The organism is Pseudomonas sp. MG-9 (assembly GCF_018729515.1).
Classification (GTDB): Bacteria; Pseudomonadota; Gammaproteobacteria; order Pseudomonadales; family Pseudomonadaceae; genus Aquipseudomonas; species Aquipseudomonas serboccidentalis.
In genome coordinates, this window is the sequence record NZ_JAHHZH010000002.1 from 257,440 (window position 1) to 276,099 (window position 18,660).

Consider the following 18,660-nt stretch of genomic DNA (forward strand, 5'->3'; position numbering starts at 1 on the left):
CAGGCAGCGGGTTTGGGGTCGATGAAAAAACCGTTGTGGATATGATCGAGATATCCCGCCTGATTCACTGCGACGTTGATCGCAAGCCCCATTGAATAGTGTGTAGCAACAGTCCTTCGTTACTGGCTGCAAGGATGCAGCCAGTAACGGGTATCGTCCCTCCGCTACCGCCTCCTGTTCGCCATGTCTGGCGCATCTGTAAAAAGGTTCTTCACGGTTTTCCGGGAAGAACCTTTTTTTATGGAGGGCGGAGTACTTTGTTTCCTGGCGGGAATCGCCGCTATCTCCGGCTCATCGCTCCGTACAAGTCATAATCCCCTTCTAATGGGCGGGGCTCCGTGGCGTCAGCAAAAGGCAACCACATAAGCGCTGCCAAAAATAATGTTCTTGAATCCATTTGATGTTCTCTCCTTACCAGCTTCCAAACGGAATGCCGAATTTGTCGATGTAGGCTTTGGACTCCGGTGATAGAGGTAAGGCATACCGCCCCCCATTTTCCCCTTGATACGGGCCTTGCTTTACTACGCTGCCTTCGACCCGAGTAATCTCGATTGCCTTCAGGCAGGGCCCGCCCAGCCAGACCTTGGCGATGCCGCCGGGTGCCAGACCAATACCGATGTCGTCGCGGTAGTCGGTGATCCATTTGCCATCAGCCCTGCAGAAAGCTTTTTCGGGTTTGCGCATGATCTCCCGGGCCGACTCTGAAATGACGATGTACGCCTCGTAGGTTTGCGGCTCAGCCAGGGATTGCCAGCGGACGTAGATCAAACGGGGTAGGCCGGCGCCGATGACGTCGCGACCGGCACCGCTGCCGGGACTGTCAGGCCAGCCCACTGGGGTGCCCTGGTTATCGTGCGGCCTTCGTACCGATGCGATCCCTGCTCCTGCACGCCGAAACACTCGCTCTCGGACATCTACAACGTCTGCTGTTTCAATCCAGACCTCCATGTAGTCCGGTGCTCCAAAGCCGAGGAACCATGGCTGTTTGTCAGTCGGTTGAGCGTTGGTTTGTGCACAACTCGCCAACAGCAACCATGAGAGCAGGCTTATGCATCTTTTGATGCGATGGGTCGGTTTACTCAGCGTGAATACCGGATTGTCGTTACCAAGAACCATAGGGGACACCAAATTTGTCGATGTAGGCTTTGGATTCCGATGACATGGGCAAGGCATACCGCCCCCCGTTTTCCCCTTGATACGGGCCTTGCTTTACTACGTTACCTTCGACCCGAGTAATCTCGATTGCCTTCAAGCACGCTCCCGCAAGCCATGCTTTGACTATGCCGCCGGGTGCCAACCCAATACCTATGTTGTCGCGGGATTCGGTGATCCATTCTGCGCCAAAATTGCAGAATGCCTTTTCAGGTTTACGCATGATTTCCCGGGCGGACTCGGGAATGACGATGTAAGCCTCATAGGTTTGGGGTTCGGCCAGGGATTGCCAACGCACGTAGATCAGGCGAGGCAGGTCGGCACCGGTTACATACTTGCCTTTACCTGCACCATTGTTACTAACCCAGTCTCTGGCTTTGCCTTGATTGTCCGGAGGCGTAGGGACAGACGCAATGCCACTTCCCGCACGTTGAAATACTCGTTCCTTGATATCCACTACATCCGCTGTTTCGATCCATACCTCCATATAGGCCGGTGCTGAAAAACCAAGGAACCATGGAAGTTTGGCAGTCGATTGAGCGTGGCTTTGTGTGCAGCCAGCCAATAGCAACCATGAGAACAGGCTTATGCATCTTTTGATGCGATGGGTCGGTTTCCTCGGCGTGATGGCCGGATTGTCTTTACCAAGAACCATAAGGAATGCCGAATTTGTCGATGTAGGCTTTGGATGCCTCGGACAATGGACGATGCTTTCCTCCGGATTTACCTTCATAAGGGCCTTTCGGATTGATAGTTCCCTCCACGCGGGCAATCTCGACTGCCTTCAAGCAGGGCCCGCCCAGCCAGACCTTGGCAATGCCACCGGGCGCCAAGCCAATACCGATGTCATTGCGGTAGTCGGTGATCCATTTGCCATCAGCCCTGCAGAAAGCTTTTTCGGGTTTGCGCATGATCTCCCGGGCCGATTCTGAGATGACGATGTACGCCTCATAGGTTTGCGGCTCAGCCAGGGATTGCCAGCGGACGTAGATCAAACGGGGTAGATCGGCGCCGATGACGTCGCGACCGGCACCGCTGCCGGGACTGTCAGGCCAGCCCACTGGGGTGCCCTGGTTATCGTGCGGCCTTCGTACCGATGCGATCCCTGCTCCCGCACGCCGAAACACTCGCTCCCGGACATCTACAATGTCGGCTGTTTCAATCCAGACCTCCATATAGTCTGGTGCTCCGAAACCTAGAAACCATGTTTTTCCTTCCGATGACTGTGCCAGGCCTTGTGCGCAGCCAGCCAATAACAAACCTAGAACCAGGCTCATAGCTTTTTTGATAGATCGAGTGCAGTCACTCATGGGGGTGCACCACTCGTTGTTTGTTTTTCGTCGGTCGGTTGATAAAAACAATGTTCATGTCGCTGCTGTCCAGACCCTTTGCAGCATTCCAGTGAGCGGAAAGATGGATATAGCGACTGCGTAGTAACGCCCTTTCCTTGGTTGTCAGCCCTTCAACGGACGATTTCCCAATGGCATATGCCTCCAGCTTGGTGTGGATTGGGATCAACTCCGCAGGCAGAGACAGTTTTGGGTCATTGTCGTCAATCGCCTCAAGTGGCACGCCATGCCTGACCGCAAGTTCGCGCATGATGCGCAGATATACCAGCGACAGCTCACCGTGTACCGGGCGTTCAATGCACGCCGCCGCATAAACCCGTTTTTGAGGTTCCTGGTCGGGCTTCCCCTTTCCAGGTGATTGCGTCAAGGCTCTTTCCCAGAGTGCCACCCCCAGTTCGTTACCCGAACCGTCATCTTCGATGACACCTTTTGCATACCAGGAATAAGCTTCCTTTTCGGCAGCAAGGTAGGCTGAACTGCGGGTCGCCAGCATGCTTTGGCCGATGGTGCTGGTGATCGGGTTGCCCAACAGAAGTTTTTCCTTGGCTCTGGGCAAGTAGCCGCCGCCCAGATCCGAGTGTGAGCCGGGCAAAACCAGGTCGATGTCACCCAGGCTGTTAAGCGCGAAGTTTTCACGGAATTCGTCACGTGCAACCAGATGCACCACCTTGTTGGCACAGCCGTCCGGGAGTTTCAAATTGACGCCGGGGTTTCTGCTATTGGTACCGGTAAAGTCGAACAGCCATGGGTTGGCGATTGCTGCGACGGTGTCAAACAGGCCAATGAAATTAATGGTGATGCTCGATTGTGGGTGCCAATCAAAGCTGCTGGATAATGCTGGAGAACCGGCCGGCACGGCACTTGCAAGAATACTGCGCTCGCCCTTGAGCACCTCATTTACAAAGTGTCGAGCAGATGCTGCACCTCGACTGAAACCGAAGATATCGAACTCGATTTTTTCAATTAGCAAGTTGGGGTTCTTTTCCATCAGTAACCGCATTCGACCAATGATTTTTTCAGGGCTCTGTTCCACGCGAGCTGAGACTCCTGTATCACCTCTGCCCGTTGCTTGTGAGTAAAGTGAGTCGTTCCCGTCAGCTGTAGTGCCAATACCTTCGATGTACACACGCAAAGAAGCGTTTTTTGCATTCCCCGGTAGTGCTTCGAAGGCATGATCCGTATACAACTCATACAACCTCGCAATATTGCTCACATCATTCCCATAACTGTTATCCGGCGAACTCCCATTCCCGTCATAGCCATAGGCGGCGCAGTGTTTCTGTATCTCTTCGGCCGCTTCCGCGAGGTTGGCATCCGGGGCGTAGCAAGCGGCGACCGTCTCGCTGTTGGCTTTATTGTTCCCCGTACCATCGAAAAACACGCCGATGTGCAAGGTAACCCCATCCGGCACCTCGTCCTCCAGATCGACTTCTTCCTCCTCTTCTTCGAGCTCGTCCTCCACAAGGGCCTTTGGCGGGAGGGCTGACTCGGCGGGTAATGCGCCATCCAGCATCGGCAGCAGACTGGCGCCTGCACTGTTGCGAAGTTTGCCGCCGGTCTCGATTTCGGTGCTGCTGAAAATGCCGTCAGCGTCGATCACGATATGGTGGCCGCCGGCTTTCAACGTGATGCTGGCTCCGGCGTCCAGCACCACATTGGCTCCGGCCTTGAGCAGCACGTGTAGACCGGCTTGGAGGTCGAGGTTTTTACCAACGTTCGTCAGGCTGTTGCCGTTGATGCTCTCGCGTCGTTCGTTGCCTACTTCCAGTTGACTGTCGTGGCCGACTTTCCGGGCCATGTCGCGTTGCGCGTGCAGGTAGATCAGTTCCTGCCCGGCGCGATCCTCGATCGACAGTTCGGTGTATCCGCCATTGCGCGGCGTGCTTTGGCTGCGCAAGACGGTTCTGGTCTTGTGCTCGGGTAAAGAGTAGGGCGGCGCTGTAACTCTGTTGGCCACACAACCGGTGATCAGCGGTTTGTCCGGATCGCCCTCCAGAAAGGTCACCACGACTTCCATGCCTATGCGCGGAAGAGTCACGGCACCGAAATGATCCCCGGCCCAACTGCTCGCCACGCGTACCCAGCAACTGCTGCGCTCACTGTTGAGTTCTGTGCGATCCCAGGGCAGTTCTATCTTCACGCGACCGAACTCATCGCAGTAAATCTCTTCGCCTTCGGGGCCGGTAACCCGTGCGGTCTGAGTCACCAGCGGACGGCGTGGCGCCGGCAGCGCAGGCCTGAACACCACCTCGGCGGGAATCACGCTAAAGCGATTTCGGTAGCCTTGGGTAAAGCCATCGGCGGTTTTGACGTCGCTGGTGCTGGACTCCTCAAGCACTTGTGGCTGTCGGCCTTCATGGGCAACGCTCAGCAGAAGCCACAGGTCGTTGCACTGTTTACGCGGGTGTCCGGTTAGCTCAAACAAGTGACCGCAACGCAGATTCGTCTGATCGCTTTCTCCGTCGCCCCGTTCGTAATCGCTACGGTGGCGCTCCAGTGCCTGACGGGCAATTTGCTTGCCGCGCTTCTCGTTTTCGATCAGCAGTGGATAACGGTAGTCCTCCAGGGTTGGAGTGAACCCGGCGGTGAAGCGGCTTTCAAGCAACAGACTCGGGCGTTTCAGGTCGTAGTCACGACGGGTGACAGTGCTGGTGCGAGTGCTGTTGCGCACACGGAATCGGCTGATCACCCGATGCTCGGCCACCATGCCGGATTCCTGCTGATATGGCGTCGCAGCCAACTTCGGAAGAAACACCTGGTCATCGGTGAACACCAGCAAATGGCCGTCAGCCGAGTGCTGGTGATGCCAGGCGATCCCGTCCTCGGCACACAGACGCTGAATGAATTCAAAGTCGCTTTCCGCGTACTGAGTGCAATAGTCGCGTGGCGGGTTCGGGGTGACATGAAAGGTAAACGCATCACCTTGAATGCCATGACGCTTGAGCACCTGCGCGATGATCTGCGGCACCGTACGCTGCTGAAAAATCCGCTGATCCTGGCTGAACTGCAAGTAATGCAACGCAGGCACCAGCGTCAGCTCATAGTGGCTCAGGCGTTTTCCGCTTTCACCCGCTCGCACATCTTCAATACGCCCGTGAATACCTTCGTTGTTGAACCCGAATTGCAGAAACGCCGGCTGACTCAGCAGGCCTTCCAGATCGATATCCGCTCGCTCGCTGACCAGCTCGATCCGGATAGCGTAAAGGCTGCTGATGGCTTCATCACCAGCGAACGCGAGCACCTTGAAGTCGTGGCGAACTCCGGGAATTTGCAGGGTAAACAGCGCGCAACTGCCCGTGCTGAACATACGCTTGTCCTTAAGCAACGTGAGTCGATGCGCGGTGTTCGATCGTCCCTGATCGCCACGCGAAAAGAATTTGCCAAGGCACGCTAGCAACGCAGGAAATAAATTGATGTAAGAAGTATCTCTGACATTCGTCAGAGCGTTCCGGGCGTGAAAGTGTCGTGCGGATCGGGGGAAATGACTGTAGGAAGTCACGTCGATAATTATTGAGTTAGCACTGAAGTACAGTTTTTCTCGAGGCGGTAAAAGTTTCAGAAAAATGAAATGACATCAAATTGATGGCACTTTTATTCTGTGTCATTGTCTCCGGTAAATTTTTAAAAAGCTCATCGGATTTTCGGAAGTGTCCTACTTCTATTTTTTCCAAGAATTGTCATGCTTGCCGCCGAGTAACGGGACGGGCGTTCGGATCGAAACGCTCAGGTTGGGGCGGGCCGCTCTGGATCAAGGGTTCTGAGGGGGGAGGGCAAATGCGTGCCATATAAATCGCTATCAGGGATTCCCCTGCCACATATAGGGCGATCTCCTACACAGCCCAATGAACACTTCGTCTTGTTGTTTAACCAGATGCTTGCTAGTGGCCATCATAGTGATTACGATGCGCCCACTTGAAAGAGCACATCTCAATTGGATGAGTCGCTTTACTGCTCTTCGATACTGTCCCGCGCCGCTGCAACTCCAATAGGCGCATGACTGTAATCCTAAATAAAGGCCATGGATGTCCTACTCAAGCAAACTTTCCGCCCATTACCTCGAACTCGCAAAAGTCTCTGTTTCCAAAGAGAATTTCGCGGGCGAGGACGTTCGTTTTTCGAGCGAATTCGAGGCGCTGGAGAGCGAGCTGGCCAAAGCCTCGTCGATGCACGAAAGCGGGCAGATCGACTGGCTGAAAATCCGTGAAAACAGCGAAAACCTGCTGCGTACCCAATCCAAGGATTTGCGGGTCGGCGCCTGGCTGACCTGGTCGCTGTACCAGCGTGAATCCTTCCCCGGGCTGCTGGCCGGCCTCGGCTTGCTGCACCATTTGTCGGAAAACAACTGGGCCGACGTTCATCCGCTCAAACCCCGCACCCGTGCCGCCGCCATCGGCTGGCTGGTGCCGCGCCTGGAGCAGGTGCTCACCGAAAACATCGCGATCAAGGAACAGCTGCCGATGTTCCGGCAGTTGTCCGAGCACCTGGCCGGCCTCGATGCCGCTTGCACCCAGCACCTGGGCGACGATGCGCCGCTGCTGCTGCCGCTCTCCCGTCGCCTGAAAACCATGATCCAGCGTGCGGCCGACAACCAGCCGGCCCCCGGTGTGGTGGGCGCGGCGGTGGCGCAGGTCAAGCAGGCCGCGAGCCAGTTGCTCACGCCCGGCGCCCCGATCGACAACGAGAAGGACGCCTACAAGGCCTTGCGCGCCCAGCAGGAAAGCGCCCGCCCGTTGTGTGCCTGGTGGCTCAAGCAGAAGGCTACCGACCTGCGCGCCCTGCGCCTGAACCGCACCTTGCTTTGGCTGCCGATCGACGCGGTGCCCGAGCGCAACGCCGAGCAGATCACCGTGCTGCGCGGCCTGCCTGTCGACAAACTCAAGCAGTACCAGGACCGATTCGATCAGGGCAAATACGCCGACCTGCTGGTGGAACTGGAGGCGAGTCTGGCGAAGGCGCCGTTCTGGTTCGATGGCCAGAGGATGGTCTGGGAATGTCTCCAGAACCTCAACGCCGAGATGGCAATGCGCGAAGTGGAAATCCACTTCGCGCTTTTGGTTCAGCGCCTGCCCGGCATCATCGAATGTCGTTTCCATGACGGCGCGCCGTTTGCCGATCCGTCCACCCGGGCGTGGATCGCCGGCAATGTCATGCCGCACCTGCAAAGCGCCAGTGCGCCGCGCAAGGTCGAAACCGACGACGTCGAAACCCAGCCCGCCTGGGAAAAGGCCTTGCAGGAAGTGCTGCCGCTGCTGCGCAAGGAAGGCCTGAAGCCTGCCGTGCAGACGCTCAAGCAAGGGCTGCAATCGGCCCACGGTGGGCGCGAGCGGTTTTTCTGGCAGTTCGCCCTTGCCCGGCTGTGCTTCATGGCCAAGAAGTACGAACTGGCCAAGAACCAGCTCGAGACCCTCGATCAGACATTACAGGACTCAGGCCTGCACGCCTGGGAGCCCGATCTTGCATTGGAAGTGCTGCACCTGCTGCACAGTTGCTGCGAGTTGTTACCGCAGAACCATGCAGTGCGTGAACGCAAGGAAGAGATTTATCGCAGGCTGTGCCACCTCGACCTCGAAGTGGTACTCGAATAGGCCCCAGGGCCACAACCGCAAGGAGAAAAGCCATGGCCAAAGAAGGCTCGGTAGCCCCCAAGGAACGCATCAACGTCACCTTCAAACCCGCCACTGGCGGTGCTCAGGAAGAGATTGAACTGCCGCTGAAACTGCTGGCAATCGGTGACTACACCCACCGCAAGGACGATCGCAAAATCGAAGATCGCAAGCCGATCAGCATCGACAAGATGACCTTCGACGAAGTGTTGGCCAAGCAAGAACTGGGTCTGACGCTGAGCGTGCCAAACCGTCTGCAAAAAGATGGCGAGGCCGACGAGCTGGCTGTGCAACTGCGCGTCAATTCGATGAAGGACTTCAACCCGGCCAGCCTGGTCGAGCAAGTGCCTGAGCTGAAAAAACTGATGGAACTGCGCGATGCGCTGGTGGCCCTCAAAGGCCCGCTGGGTAACGCGCCTGCGTTCCGTAAAGCGATCGAAGGCGTGCTCGCCGACGACGAATCCCGCGGTCGCGTACTCGGTGAGCTGGGCCTGAACGCCGCAGCCCCGGACGCCTGAGACTCCAGCCAAGGAAGCCAACACAATGAGCACTAGCGCAGCACAAGAGAAGAGCGCCGCCAGCGGCGAATACAGCATTCTCGACAGCATCATCGCCGAAACCCGTCTGACTCCGGACGACGAAGCCTACGACATCGCCAAACGCGGTGTGTCGGCGTTCATCGAAGAACTGCTCAAGCCGCAGAACAACGGTGAGCCGGTCAAGAAGGCCATGGTTGACCGCATGATCGCCGAGATCGATGCCAAGCTCAGCCGTCAGATGGACGAAATCCTGCACCACCCGGACTTCCAGGCCCTGGAATCCTCGTGGCGTGGTCTGCAGTTGCTGGTCGACCGCACCAACTTCCGCGAAAACATCAAGATCGAAATCCTCAACGTCTCCAAAGAAGACCTGCTGGACGATTTCGAAGATTCGCCGGAAGTCATGCAGTCGGGCCTGTACAAGCACATCTACACCGCTGAATACGGCCAGTTCGGTGGTCAGCCGGTTGGCGCGATCATCGCCAACTACTACATGTCCCCAAGCTCCCCGGACGTGAAGCTGATGCAGTACGTGGCCAGCGTATCCTGCATGTCCCACGCGCCGTTCATCGCGGCGGCCGGCCCGAAATTCTTCGGTCTGGAAAGCTTCACCGGCCTGCCGGATCTGAAAGATCTGAAAGACCACTTCGAAGGCCCGCAATTCGCCAAATGGCAGAGCTTCCGTACGTCGGAAGACTCCCGCTACGTTGGCCTGACCGTGCCGCGCTTCCTGCTGCGTAACCCGTACGATCCGGAAGAAAACCCGGTCAAGTCGTTCGTGTACAAGGAAACCGTTGCCAACAGCCACGAGCACTACCTGTGGGGCAACACCGCGTTCGCGTTCGGCAGCAAGCTGACCGACAGCTTCGCCAAATTCCGCTGGTGCCCGAACATCATCGGCCCACAGAGCGGTGGCGCGGTTGAAGACCTGCCGCTGCACCACTTCGAAAGCATGGGCGAAATCGAAACCAAGATCCCTACCGAGGTTCTGGTCTCCGACCGTCGTGAATACGAACTGGCCGAGGAAGGCTTCATCTCCCTGACCATGCGCAAAGGCTCCGACAACGCGGCGTTCTTCTCCGCAAGCTCGGTGCAGAAGCCGAAGTTCTTCGGCATCAGCGCAGAAGGCAAGGCGGCAGAGCTGAACTACAAGCTCGGCACCCAACTGCCGTACATGATGATCGTCAACCGCCTGGCTCACTACCTGAAAGTGCTGCAGCGCGAGCAACTCGGTTCGTGGAAAGAGCGTACCGACCTCGAGCTGGAACTGAACAAGTGGATCCGCCAGTACGTGGCCGACCAGGAAAACCCGAGCGCCGAAGTGCGTGGCCGTCGTCCGCTGCGCGCTGCGCAAGTGATCGTCAGCGACGTTGAAGGCGAGCCGGGCTGGTACCGCGTCAGCCTGAACGTGCGCCCGCACTTCAAGTACATGGGTGCCGATTTCACCCTGTCGCTGGTTGGCAAGCTGGACAAAGAGTAAGAGCGACTCATGGACGGATACGGCAGCCTTTTCGAACGCCTCAACGGCGATGCGGAACTACGCAAGGGCAGGAGCCTCGAGGCTTCTGCCATGGCGTCGGTGGCTGCCCATCTGGCCAAAATGCTCAGCACCCGGGCGGGCAGCGTGCAAACGCTGTCCGACTACGGGTTGCCCGATCTCAATGACATGCGCCTGAGCCTGCACGACTCCCTGAGTCAGGCCCGCCTGGCCATCGAAAGCTTCATCGAAGCCTACGAGCCGCGCCTGAGCAATGTGCGTGTCATTTCCCTGCCGCGTGACCACGACCAGCTTCGTCTGGCCTTCAGTATCGAAGGCCTGCTGGAAGTCGAGGGTTTCAAGCGTCAGGTCAGTTTTTCCGCGCGCCTGGATGGCAGCGGACAAGTGAAGGTCACCTAAGGAGATTCTCGATGTCTGGCAAACCCGCAGCACGCGTATCCGACCCCACCGCTTGCCCGCTCCCCGGCCACGGCACCAACCCGATCGCCGCCGGTTCCGGCGACGTGTTCTTCGACGGCCTCGCGGCCGCCCGTGAAGGCGATGCCTCTGCGTGTGGTGGTGCGATGGTCGGCGGTTTGGCCACGACGGTGAAAATCAACGGCAAGTCTGCTGTCACTGTTGATTCTGAAGGTACGCATGGCAACAAGGTTACGGCGGGTTCCGGAACGGTGATTATCGGCAACTCGCATACACCGGCGCCATTTGTGCCGCCGTTGCCGGTGGAGATTCAGTGGCCGTTCAGCCAGCACTTTGTGGTTCGTAATCCTAGAAACGGAGCACCGGTTGCTGACCGGTCATACACATTGCGTACAGCCTCCGGTAAGGAGGTCAAGGGCGTTACTGATGCGCAAGGCCGAACAAAGCCTATCGCTTCTCACCTTGCTGAAAGTGTCACGCTTATCGTCGAAGAACAGTCTTCGCTCGTGATTGCTTGAGGGACTATCGCATGCCGGCACCCACTCCTGTAACAGCTCAACTCACCCCTTCCTCTGACAAGAAGCCAGCGGAGGCGGCTGTCGATAGCTTCCAGATCACAGATATTCCGGGTGTGATGAGGAAAATGGGCTGGAAGGAAAGTGCTCGACTCATGCAGCGCTGGTTCGACGGTGCGCCTTTTGAGATGTCCCCAAGCGAGAAGCGGGGGCGTCTCGCTGTTGACAAAATCACCGCAGAAAAGCTGTTTGATGATTTGGATTTTGAATGGCTCACCTCCTCCTCGCCCCACACAGGTGAAACCATCAAGGAGCTTCTTGCGAAGGCCACAAGCCCCAGTCAATACAATGAGTTTATCGGTCGTCAGAGAGGACTAACGCAGTTAGCACCGGGACTTTTGCAATTTATGACTTGCATGAGAACACTCGGAGTTCTTGATGAAACTGGCCAGGATCTCGTAAGGGGCTCTCATGACTACAGTGCCTTGAGCGCAAGAATGCTGGAGACTGCTACCCAATATAATTTTCGATCGATCGGGATTACCACTTCGGAAAAGAAGAACAATCCACTTGATGACGTGTACGGTACTTTGGGTGGATTCGTGGTTAAGTTTGCAGTCACGAAATTCAGTACCACGCCCAAGACGAAAAAAATGCCTGCTACATTAACGATTGAAGAGATTGGGTGTTATGTACGTGATACCTATGAGTTTTTGAATGAAGATGGTGACGACCAGTTGCTCGGATACTGGAATCACGACAGTGTTGTCAGGCCTAGCGTTTATGCATATTTAACTTCGCCAAAAACATACGAAGACGAGGGGCAGCTTTATTTCAAGGTGACCAACGATAGCTACAACAATTACCGCAATAGTTTTGGAAAGGGTGGTGATTTGTTTGTGTACTCTACGGTCAAGAAAATCCCCGTATCAATTCATCATCGTTTCACCGCTGCAGACTTTGCCGAATTTTCGCAACGATCGATCAAGCCAAAGGCGATGCCATGAAAGCTTCACCTAAAAAGTGGGTCTTAATTCTTTCACTGTGCGCGCTTGTGCCGGTTTTGATTCTTTTGAGCTTGAAGGTGCTTAGCTCGAAGGCCGCGAAGCCCCTGTACGTTGACTGGAATGATTCTGGTAGTTGCTATATCGCAACCTATGTGCCCAATTACAATTTTTTGGGCGTAGTGGTCGGGCGTCTTTTCAAGTATTTCAGTAGTCCGTATTTTTATCGTGTTTATACAAAAAATGATGATCTGCTAAAAACATCAGAATGGTATCTCTGGCGGGACGAGGGCAGTCCCGGTATTACCCCTGAGTTTCGCGGAGAGATGATTGTTTATCCAGGCTCTGAAGGCTGGGAAAGTTGGATAGTTTCAGAGTGTCGTTAATGCCTGATTTCAAAAATAAGTTGGTCTCGCCAGCTGAGAAAGTAGGAGAACGGTAAGCATGGACGCAATGAGCTTACAGGGGTATCTGGCCGGCGTTGCTGACAGTGACCTGTTTGGCTGTCTGGCGATATTGAGTTTGGTATTGCTACTGACAGCTTCGCATCGCGCGGCTCGACACTCACGCCTTCACCGTGCCCTAACGCTTTCGGTTTTGGCCGCTGTTGTAGCTATTCATGGCTTTGGATCGTGGTACGGAAATCTGAGACCAGCATGAGCAACCACACCCGTCTTGCCATTTGCTTGTTTTTCCATGCCGTGGGATGTGTGGCCTACGTGTTTTTGAATAATGCAGTCGTACATGCCTACAAGCATCTGAACGGCGGGTTCACCACCCGTGGAGTTGCTATCGGTATGGCCAGCTACGCGCTGTTTTACATTTTTCTTGGTGTCAATTTGATAGCTGCGCTGATCCCGAATCTTGTCGCCAAGCTGATGATCCTGAGCCTTATGGTGGGCTTCATCCTGCTTTGGATGCTACCCGACAACCCATTGAGAGCCTTGTTTTATGGTGTGGCTCAAGGTTGCGTCACGTTGCTGGCAATCCTCGCTTCTCAAGTTACCGAGTTGCGTTGGGCATCGCGAAACAAGGTCGGGCGCATCCAGCCGAGCCAGCCTGAGAGTGCCATCCAATGAGCAGGTCAGGTATCGAGCGTAATCATCAGGTTGGTATTTTCATGATTTCCACTACCAGGCAGGTAACCCGTGTCCTTTAACCACTACTACCAAAGCGAACTCACCGCACTGCGCCAGCTCGGTCGCCGTTTCGCCGAGCGTAGTCCTGCGTTGGCGCCGTTCCTGGGGCAGGCCGGGCGGGACCCGGATGTGGAGCGGCTGCTGGAGGGTTTTGCGTTCCTGACCGGGCGCCTGCGGCAGAAGCTCGATGACGAGCTGCCGGAGCTCAGCCATTCGCTGATGCAACTGCTGTGGCCGAACTACATGCGTCCGCTGCCGGCGTTCAGCATTCTGCAGTTCGATCCGCTGAAGCGTTCGGGCCCGGCGCTGGTGGTCGAGCGTGACACGCCGATTGAAAGCAAGCCGATCGAAGACGTGCGGTGCCGCTTCCGCACCTGCTATCCAACCGAAGTCTTGCCGCTGGATCTGGCCGCGCTGAACTACTCTGTGAAGGGTGACGGCTCGCTGCTCAGCCTGCGTCTGGAGATGAGCGCCGATGGCCACCTCGGTGAGCTGGAGCTGAGCAAGTTGCGCCTGCACTTTGCCGGTGAGCGCTACATCAGCCAGATGCTCTACCTGAGCCTGTTGCGCAACCTTGAAGGCATCGAACTGATCCCGCTCGACGGTGCTGGCAAACCCATCGATGGCGTCAGCGGCAAGCCGATGGCGTTCAAGATTCCGGGTGACCGGGTCAAGCCGGTGGGTTTTGCCGAAGAAGAAGCGCTGATCCCGTATCCGCTGAACACCTTCCGTGGCTATCGCTACCTGCAGGAATATTTTGCCTTCCAGGACAAGTTCCTGTTCGTCGACGTCAATGGTCTGGACATCCTCAAGGCGCTGCCGGAAGACACGCTCAAGCAGATGCGCGGCCTGGAGTTGCGTTTCGACATTCGCAAGAGCGGCATCATGCGCATGCGTCCGACCCTGGATAACGTGAAGCTGTTCTGCACGCCGATTGCCAACCTGTTCGCGCACGACGCACTGCCGATCCGCCTCGACGGCAAGCAGGACGAGTACCTGTTGCTGCCGGCGGAATACGATCTGGAAAACTGCGGCGTGTTCTCGGTGGAAACCGTGACCGGCTGGAAGCCCGGCGGCCTCGGTTATCAGGAATACGTGCCGTTCGAATCCTTCGAACACGACCCGAGTTTCGACGTGCCCAACAGCCGTCCGCACTACAGCATCCGCCAGCGCTCGTCGTTGCTGCACGACGGTCTCGACACCTACCTGAGCTTCGGCATCCGCCACACCGAAGCCCACGAAACCCTGTCGATCGAGCTGATGTGCACCAACCAGAACCTGCCGCGCAAGCTCAAGCTCGGCGACATCTGCATGGCCTGCGAAGAGACCCCGGAGTTCCTCAGTTTCCGCAACATCACCCCGGCCACGTCGAGTTTTGCACCGCCGCTGAACCGTGACTTCCTGTGGAAGCTGATCAGCAACATGTCGCTCAACTATCTGTCGCTCGCCGACGTCAACGCGTTGAAGGTGATTCTCGAAACCTACGACCTGCCGCGCTACTACGACCAGCACGCGGAGAAGGTCAGCAAACGCCTGCTCGGCGGCCTCAAGCACATCAAGCATCACCACGTCGACCGGCTGCACCGTGGCTTGCCGGTGCGTGGTCTGCGCACCGAACTGACCATCGACCCGGAAGGGTATATCGGCGAAGGCGACCTGTTCGTTTTCGCTTCGGTTCTTAACGAGTTTTTCGCGCTTTACGCCAGTCTCAATTCGTACCACGAGCTGCGAGTAAAAAGCACACAGGGAGAGGTGTACCAATGGACACCACGTATGGGCCTTCAGCCCCTGCTTTAAGCGGGCTGACAAAGGTAATACGCGAGTACTCGCTGTTTCAGGCCGTGCTGCTGGTGATCGATCGGCTGCGCGAGGCACACCCGTACCTGAGCGAAGACGATCTGTACGATCAGGTGGAGTTCCAGGCCAACCCGAGCCTGGGCTTTCCGCGCAGCGACGTCGATCGCGTGGAGTTTTTCGAAGAACACGGGCAGATGCGCGCGCGCATGCGTTTCAACCTGATCGGTCTGGTCGGTTCGGGGTCTCCGTTGCCAGCGTTCTACGGCGAGCAGGCCTTGGGCGACAGCGAGGACGGCAACCCGACGCGCAACTTCCTCGACCTGTTCCACCATCGCCTGCAACGGTTGATGCTGCCGATCTGGCGCAAGTATCGCTATCGCGCCAGCTTCCAGAGCGGCGCGATCGACCCGTTTTCCTCGCAGCTGTTTGCGCTGATCGGTCTGGGCGGCGAAGAGATCCGCAAGGCCAAGGAACTGAACTGGAAACGCCTGCTGCCGTACCTCGGTTTGCTCAGCTTGCGGGCGCATTCGGCGGCATTGATCGAAGCGGTGCTGCGTTACTACTTCAAGCACGAAGACCTGGTCATCGAGCAATGCATCGAGCGCCGCGTGGAGATTCTCGACGAGCAGCGCAACCGCCTCGGTCGCGCCAACAGCCTGCTTGGTGAAGACCTGGTGCTGGGTGAGCGGGTGCGCGACCGCAGCGGCAAATTCCGCATTCACATCACCGAACTCGACTGGGAGCGATTCCACGAATTCCTGCCGATCGGGTTCGGTTACCAGCCGCTGTGCGCGCTGGTGCGGTTCACCCTGCGTGACCCGCTCGATTACGACATTCGCCTGGTGTTGCGCCCGGAAGAAATCCGCGAACTGCGCATTGGTGAAAAGAACGACTGTCGCCTGGGGTGGACCAGTTGGCTGGGCTGCGAAAAAGCAGACGGCGTGGTGACTCTGGGCAGCAAAATTCATTAAGGACGTGAGCCATGATCAACGTAGACCTGCAACAACTCATCCAGGCGCTGGACGCCGAAACCCGTCGCGATCTGGAGCGTTCGGCTGAACGTTGCGTTGCCCGTGGCGGCAGCAAGATCCTCGTCGAAGACCTGCTGTTGGGGCTGCTGGAGCGGCCGAATGGTTTGCTGTCGCGCGCGCTGCAGGATGCAGACGTCGATGCCGGCGAACTGAGCGCCGCGCTGCAATCTCGCGTTGAACACAGTGCCTCGCGCAACCCGGTGTTCGCCCCGGAGCTGGTGCAGTGGCTGCAGGATGCGCTGCTGGTGGCCAACCTCGAACTGGGCCAGACCCAGGTCGAAGACGCCGCGCTGATCCTCGCGCTGCTGCGTAACCCGATGCGCTATGCCGGCAGCCGTTATCAGCCGCTGCTCGCCAAGTTGAACATCGATCGCCTGAAAGAGTTCGCCCTGTCGCAACAGGAGCAACCAGCCGCCAACGGCAAGCCGGCGGCCCAGGGCGAATCGCTGCTGCAGCGCTTCACCCACAACCTGACCCAACAGGCCCGCGACGGCAAACTCGACCCGGTGTTGTGCCGCGATGGCGCGATCCGCCAGATGGTCGACATCCTCGCCCGCCGGCGCAAGAACAACCCGATTGTGGTCGGTGAGGCCGGTGTCGGTAAGACCGCCATCGTCGAAGGCCTGGCCTCGCGCATCGCTGCCGGTGAAGTGCCGCAAGTGCTCAAGGGCGTGGAACTGCTGTCGCTGGACATGGGCCTGCTGCAGGCGGGCGCCAGCGTCAAAGGTGAGTTCGAGCGTCGTCTCAAAGGCGTGATCGACGAAGTCAAAGCCTCGCCGAAACCGATCATCCTGTTCATCGACGAAGCCCATACCCTGATCGGCGCTGGCGGCAATGCCGGCGGTTCCGATGCGGCCAACCTGCTGAAACCGGCACTGGCCCGTGGCGAACTGCGCACCATCGCCGCCACCACCTGGGCCGAGTACAAGAAATACTTCGAGAAAGACCCGGCGCTGGCCCGTCGTTTCCAGCCGGTGCAGCTGCACGAACCGACCGTCAGCGAAGCGGTGACCATCCTGCGCGGTCTGGCGCAGGTTTACGAGAAGAGCCACGGCATTTACCTGCGTGATGACGCGGTGGTCTCCGCCGCGGAGCTGTCCGCCCGCTATCTGGCCGGTCGCCAGCTGCCGGACAAAGCTGTCGACGTCCTCGACACTGCGTGTGCCCGTGTGCGCATCAGCCTCGCCGCTGCCCCGGAAAGCCTTGAGCGCCTGCGTGGCGAACTGGCCGAAGGTGGCCGTCAGCGTCAGGCCCTGCGTCGTGATGCCGAAGCCGGTTTGCTGATCGACCACGAAGCGCTGGATGCACTGGAAGCGCGGCTGGACGAAGCCGAAAGCGAAATGGTCGCGCTGGAAAGCCTGTGGACTGAACAGAAACAACTGGCCGAGCGCCTGCTGGAACTGCGTCAGCAACTGGCCAAGGCCCGTGAAGCCGCCGCCGTCGAGCCGACCGTCAGTGTTGAAGAAGACGCCGAAGGCACCGTGATCGAAACCCTCGTTGCCGAGGTCGAGGAAGGCCAGAGCGTCGAAGCGCTGGAAGCCCAGCTCAACGAAACCCACAGCGCCTTGACCGCCGCACAGGTCAAGGAGCGTCTGGTCAGCTTCGAAGTCTGCCCGCGTCTGGTGGCCGAAGTGATCAGCGCCTGGACCGGCGTGCCGCTGGCACAGCTGGCACGCGAGCACAACGCCAAGGTCGCGAGTTTCGCCACCGACCTGCGCACGCGCATCCGTGGTCAGGAACAAGCCGTGCACGCACTGGACCGCTCGATGCGCGCCACGGCGGCCGGTCTGAACAAACCGGATGCACCGGTCGGCGTATTCCTGCTGGTCGGCCCGAGCGGCGTCGGCAAGACCGAAACCGCGCTGGCCCTCGCTGACCTGCTGTACGGCGGCGACCGTTTCATCACCACCATCAACATGTCCGAATTCCAGGAGAAGCACACCGTATCGCGTCTGATCGGTGCGCCACCGGGCTACGTCGGTTACGGCGAGGGCGGCATGCTCACCGAAGCGGTGCGCCAGAAGCCGTACTCGGTGGTGCTGCTCGATGAAGTCGAGAAGGCCGATCCGGACGTGCTCAACCTGTTCTACCAGATCTTCGACAAGGGCGTGGCCAACGACGGCGAAGGTCGCGAAATCGACTTCCGCAACACCTTGATCCTGATGACCTCGAATCTGGGCAGCGACAAGATCAGCGACCTCTGCGAAGACGGCGCACGCCCGACCGCCGAGCTGCTTGAAGAGACCATTCGCCCGGTGCTGAGCAAACACTTCAAACCGGCGCTGCTGGCGCGGATGAAAGTGGTGCCGTACTACCCGGTGGGCGGCCCGGTGCTGCGCGAGCTGATCGAGATCAAACTCGGTCGTCTGGGCGAGCGCCTGAACCGTCGTCAGCTGGATTTCAGCTGGTGCCAGAACCTCGTCGATCACCTGTCCGAGCGCTGCACGCAAAGCGAAAGCGGTGCGCGCCTGATCGACCATCTGCTCGATCAGCACGTGCTGCCGCTGGTGGCTGACCGCTTGCTCGATGCGATGGCCACCGGTGAAAGCCTCAAGCGTGTGCATGCCACGCTCGATGGCAACGCCAGCGTGACGTGCGAGTTCGCCTGAGGTGGGT

At 57.9% G+C, this 18,660-nt stretch carries 15 protein-coding genes; 11 read left to right on the forward strand and 4 right to left on the reverse strand.

Annotated features, from left to right (window positions below; all coding sequences use genetic code 11):
* Window positions 1–411: 411 nt before the first annotated feature.
* Genes KKQ10_RS05820 through tssI form a run of 4 tightly spaced genes read right to left on the reverse strand, consistent with a single transcriptional unit; the run spans window position 412 to window position 5,808 of the window.
* The gene (locus tag KKQ10_RS05820) at window positions 412–1,116 is read right to left on the reverse strand and encodes a DUF2931 family protein (RefSeq protein WP_215500520.1); all 705 of its coding nucleotides are present in this window, start codon (window positions 1,114–1,116) and stop codon (window positions 412–414) included.
* Complete coding sequence (locus tag KKQ10_RS05825) at window positions 1,103–1,807, reverse strand: DUF2931 family protein (protein ID WP_215500521.1); 705 nt, start codon at window positions 1,805–1,807, stop codon at window positions 1,103–1,105. The genes KKQ10_RS05820 and KKQ10_RS05825 overlap by 14 nt, the downstream gene beginning before the upstream one ends.
* Complete coding sequence (locus tag KKQ10_RS05830; RefSeq protein WP_215500522.1) at window positions 1,794–2,462, reverse strand: DUF2931 family protein; 669 nt, start codon at window positions 2,460–2,462, stop codon at window positions 1,794–1,796. Before KKQ10_RS05830 ends, KKQ10_RS05825 begins: the two co-directional genes overlap by 14 nt.
* Entirely contained in the window at window positions 2,455–5,808 is a 3,354-nt protein-coding gene (tssI, locus tag KKQ10_RS05835) for a type VI secretion system tip protein TssI/VgrG (RefSeq protein WP_215500523.1), read from the reverse strand. The genes KKQ10_RS05830 and tssI overlap by 8 nt, the downstream gene beginning before the upstream one ends.
* Before the next feature lie 715 nt (window positions 5,809–6,523).
* On the opposite strand from tssI, the gene tssA reads away from it, so the two are divergent.
* The 11 genes from tssA to tssH all read left to right on the forward strand — a co-directional run bounded on the left by tssA (window position 6,524) and on the right by tssH (window position 18,653).
* Window positions 6,524–8,086, forward strand: coding sequence for a type VI secretion system protein TssA (gene tssA / locus KKQ10_RS05840; protein WP_127648127.1), 1,563 nt, complete (start codon window positions 6,524–6,526; stop codon window positions 8,084–8,086).
* Window positions 8,087–8,118: 32 nt separating this feature from the next.
* Entirely contained in the window at window positions 8,119–8,622 is a 504-nt protein-coding gene (tssB, locus tag KKQ10_RS05845; protein WP_215500524.1) for a type VI secretion system contractile sheath small subunit, read from the forward strand.
* Window positions 8,623–8,647: 25 nt separating this feature from the next.
* Window positions 8,648–10,123, forward strand: a complete 1,476-nt coding sequence (tssC, locus tag KKQ10_RS05850) for a type VI secretion system contractile sheath large subunit (RefSeq protein WP_215500525.1) — start codon at window positions 8,648–8,650, stop codon at window positions 10,121–10,123.
* 9 nt (window positions 10,124–10,132) lie between these two features.
* Complete coding sequence (gene tssE, locus KKQ10_RS05855) at window positions 10,133–10,540, forward strand: type VI secretion system baseplate subunit TssE (RefSeq protein ID WP_003229582.1); 408 nt, start codon at window positions 10,133–10,135, stop codon at window positions 10,538–10,540.
* 11 nt (window positions 10,541–10,551) lie between these two features.
* Window positions 10,552–11,076 carry a PAAR domain-containing protein gene (locus KKQ10_RS05860; protein WP_102356312.1) on the forward strand — a complete coding sequence of 175 codons (525 nt, stop codon included), beginning with the start codon at window positions 10,552–10,554 and terminating at the stop codon, window positions 11,074–11,076.
* Window positions 11,077–11,087: 11 nt separating this feature from the next.
* The gene (locus tag KKQ10_RS05865) at window positions 11,088–12,080 is read left to right on the forward strand and encodes a DUF6402 family protein (RefSeq protein WP_215500526.1); all 993 of its coding nucleotides are present in this window, start codon (window positions 11,088–11,090) and stop codon (window positions 12,078–12,080) included.
* The gene (locus KKQ10_RS05870; RefSeq protein ID WP_215500527.1) at window positions 12,077–12,463 is read left to right on the forward strand and encodes a hypothetical protein; all 387 of its coding nucleotides are present in this window, start codon (window positions 12,077–12,079) and stop codon (window positions 12,461–12,463) included. The genes KKQ10_RS05865 and KKQ10_RS05870 overlap by 4 nt, the downstream gene beginning before the upstream one ends.
* A 270-nt stretch (window positions 12,464–12,733) precedes the next feature.
* Window positions 12,734–13,156 carry a hypothetical protein gene (locus KKQ10_RS05875; protein WP_215500528.1) on the forward strand — a complete coding sequence of 141 codons (423 nt, stop codon included), beginning with the start codon at window positions 12,734–12,736 and terminating at the stop codon, window positions 13,154–13,156.
* Between the two features lie 69 nt (window positions 13,157–13,225).
* Complete coding sequence (gene tssF, locus KKQ10_RS05880; RefSeq protein ID WP_095667998.1) at window positions 13,226–15,013, forward strand: type VI secretion system baseplate subunit TssF; 1,788 nt, start codon at window positions 13,226–13,228, stop codon at window positions 15,011–15,013.
* A complete protein-coding gene (gene tssG / locus KKQ10_RS05885) occupies window positions 14,977–15,984 on the forward strand; it encodes a type VI secretion system baseplate subunit TssG (protein ID WP_127648120.1) in 1,008 nt (335 codons plus the stop codon). The genes tssF and tssG overlap by 37 nt, the downstream gene beginning before the upstream one ends.
* A gap of 11 nt (window positions 15,985–15,995) precedes the next feature.
* Window positions 15,996–18,653 (forward strand): type VI secretion system ATPase TssH, encoded by a 2,658-nt coding sequence (tssH, locus tag KKQ10_RS05890; protein ID WP_127648119.1) that lies wholly within the window; start codon window positions 15,996–15,998, stop codon window positions 18,651–18,653.
* Window positions 18,654–18,660 lie beyond the last annotated feature (7 nt).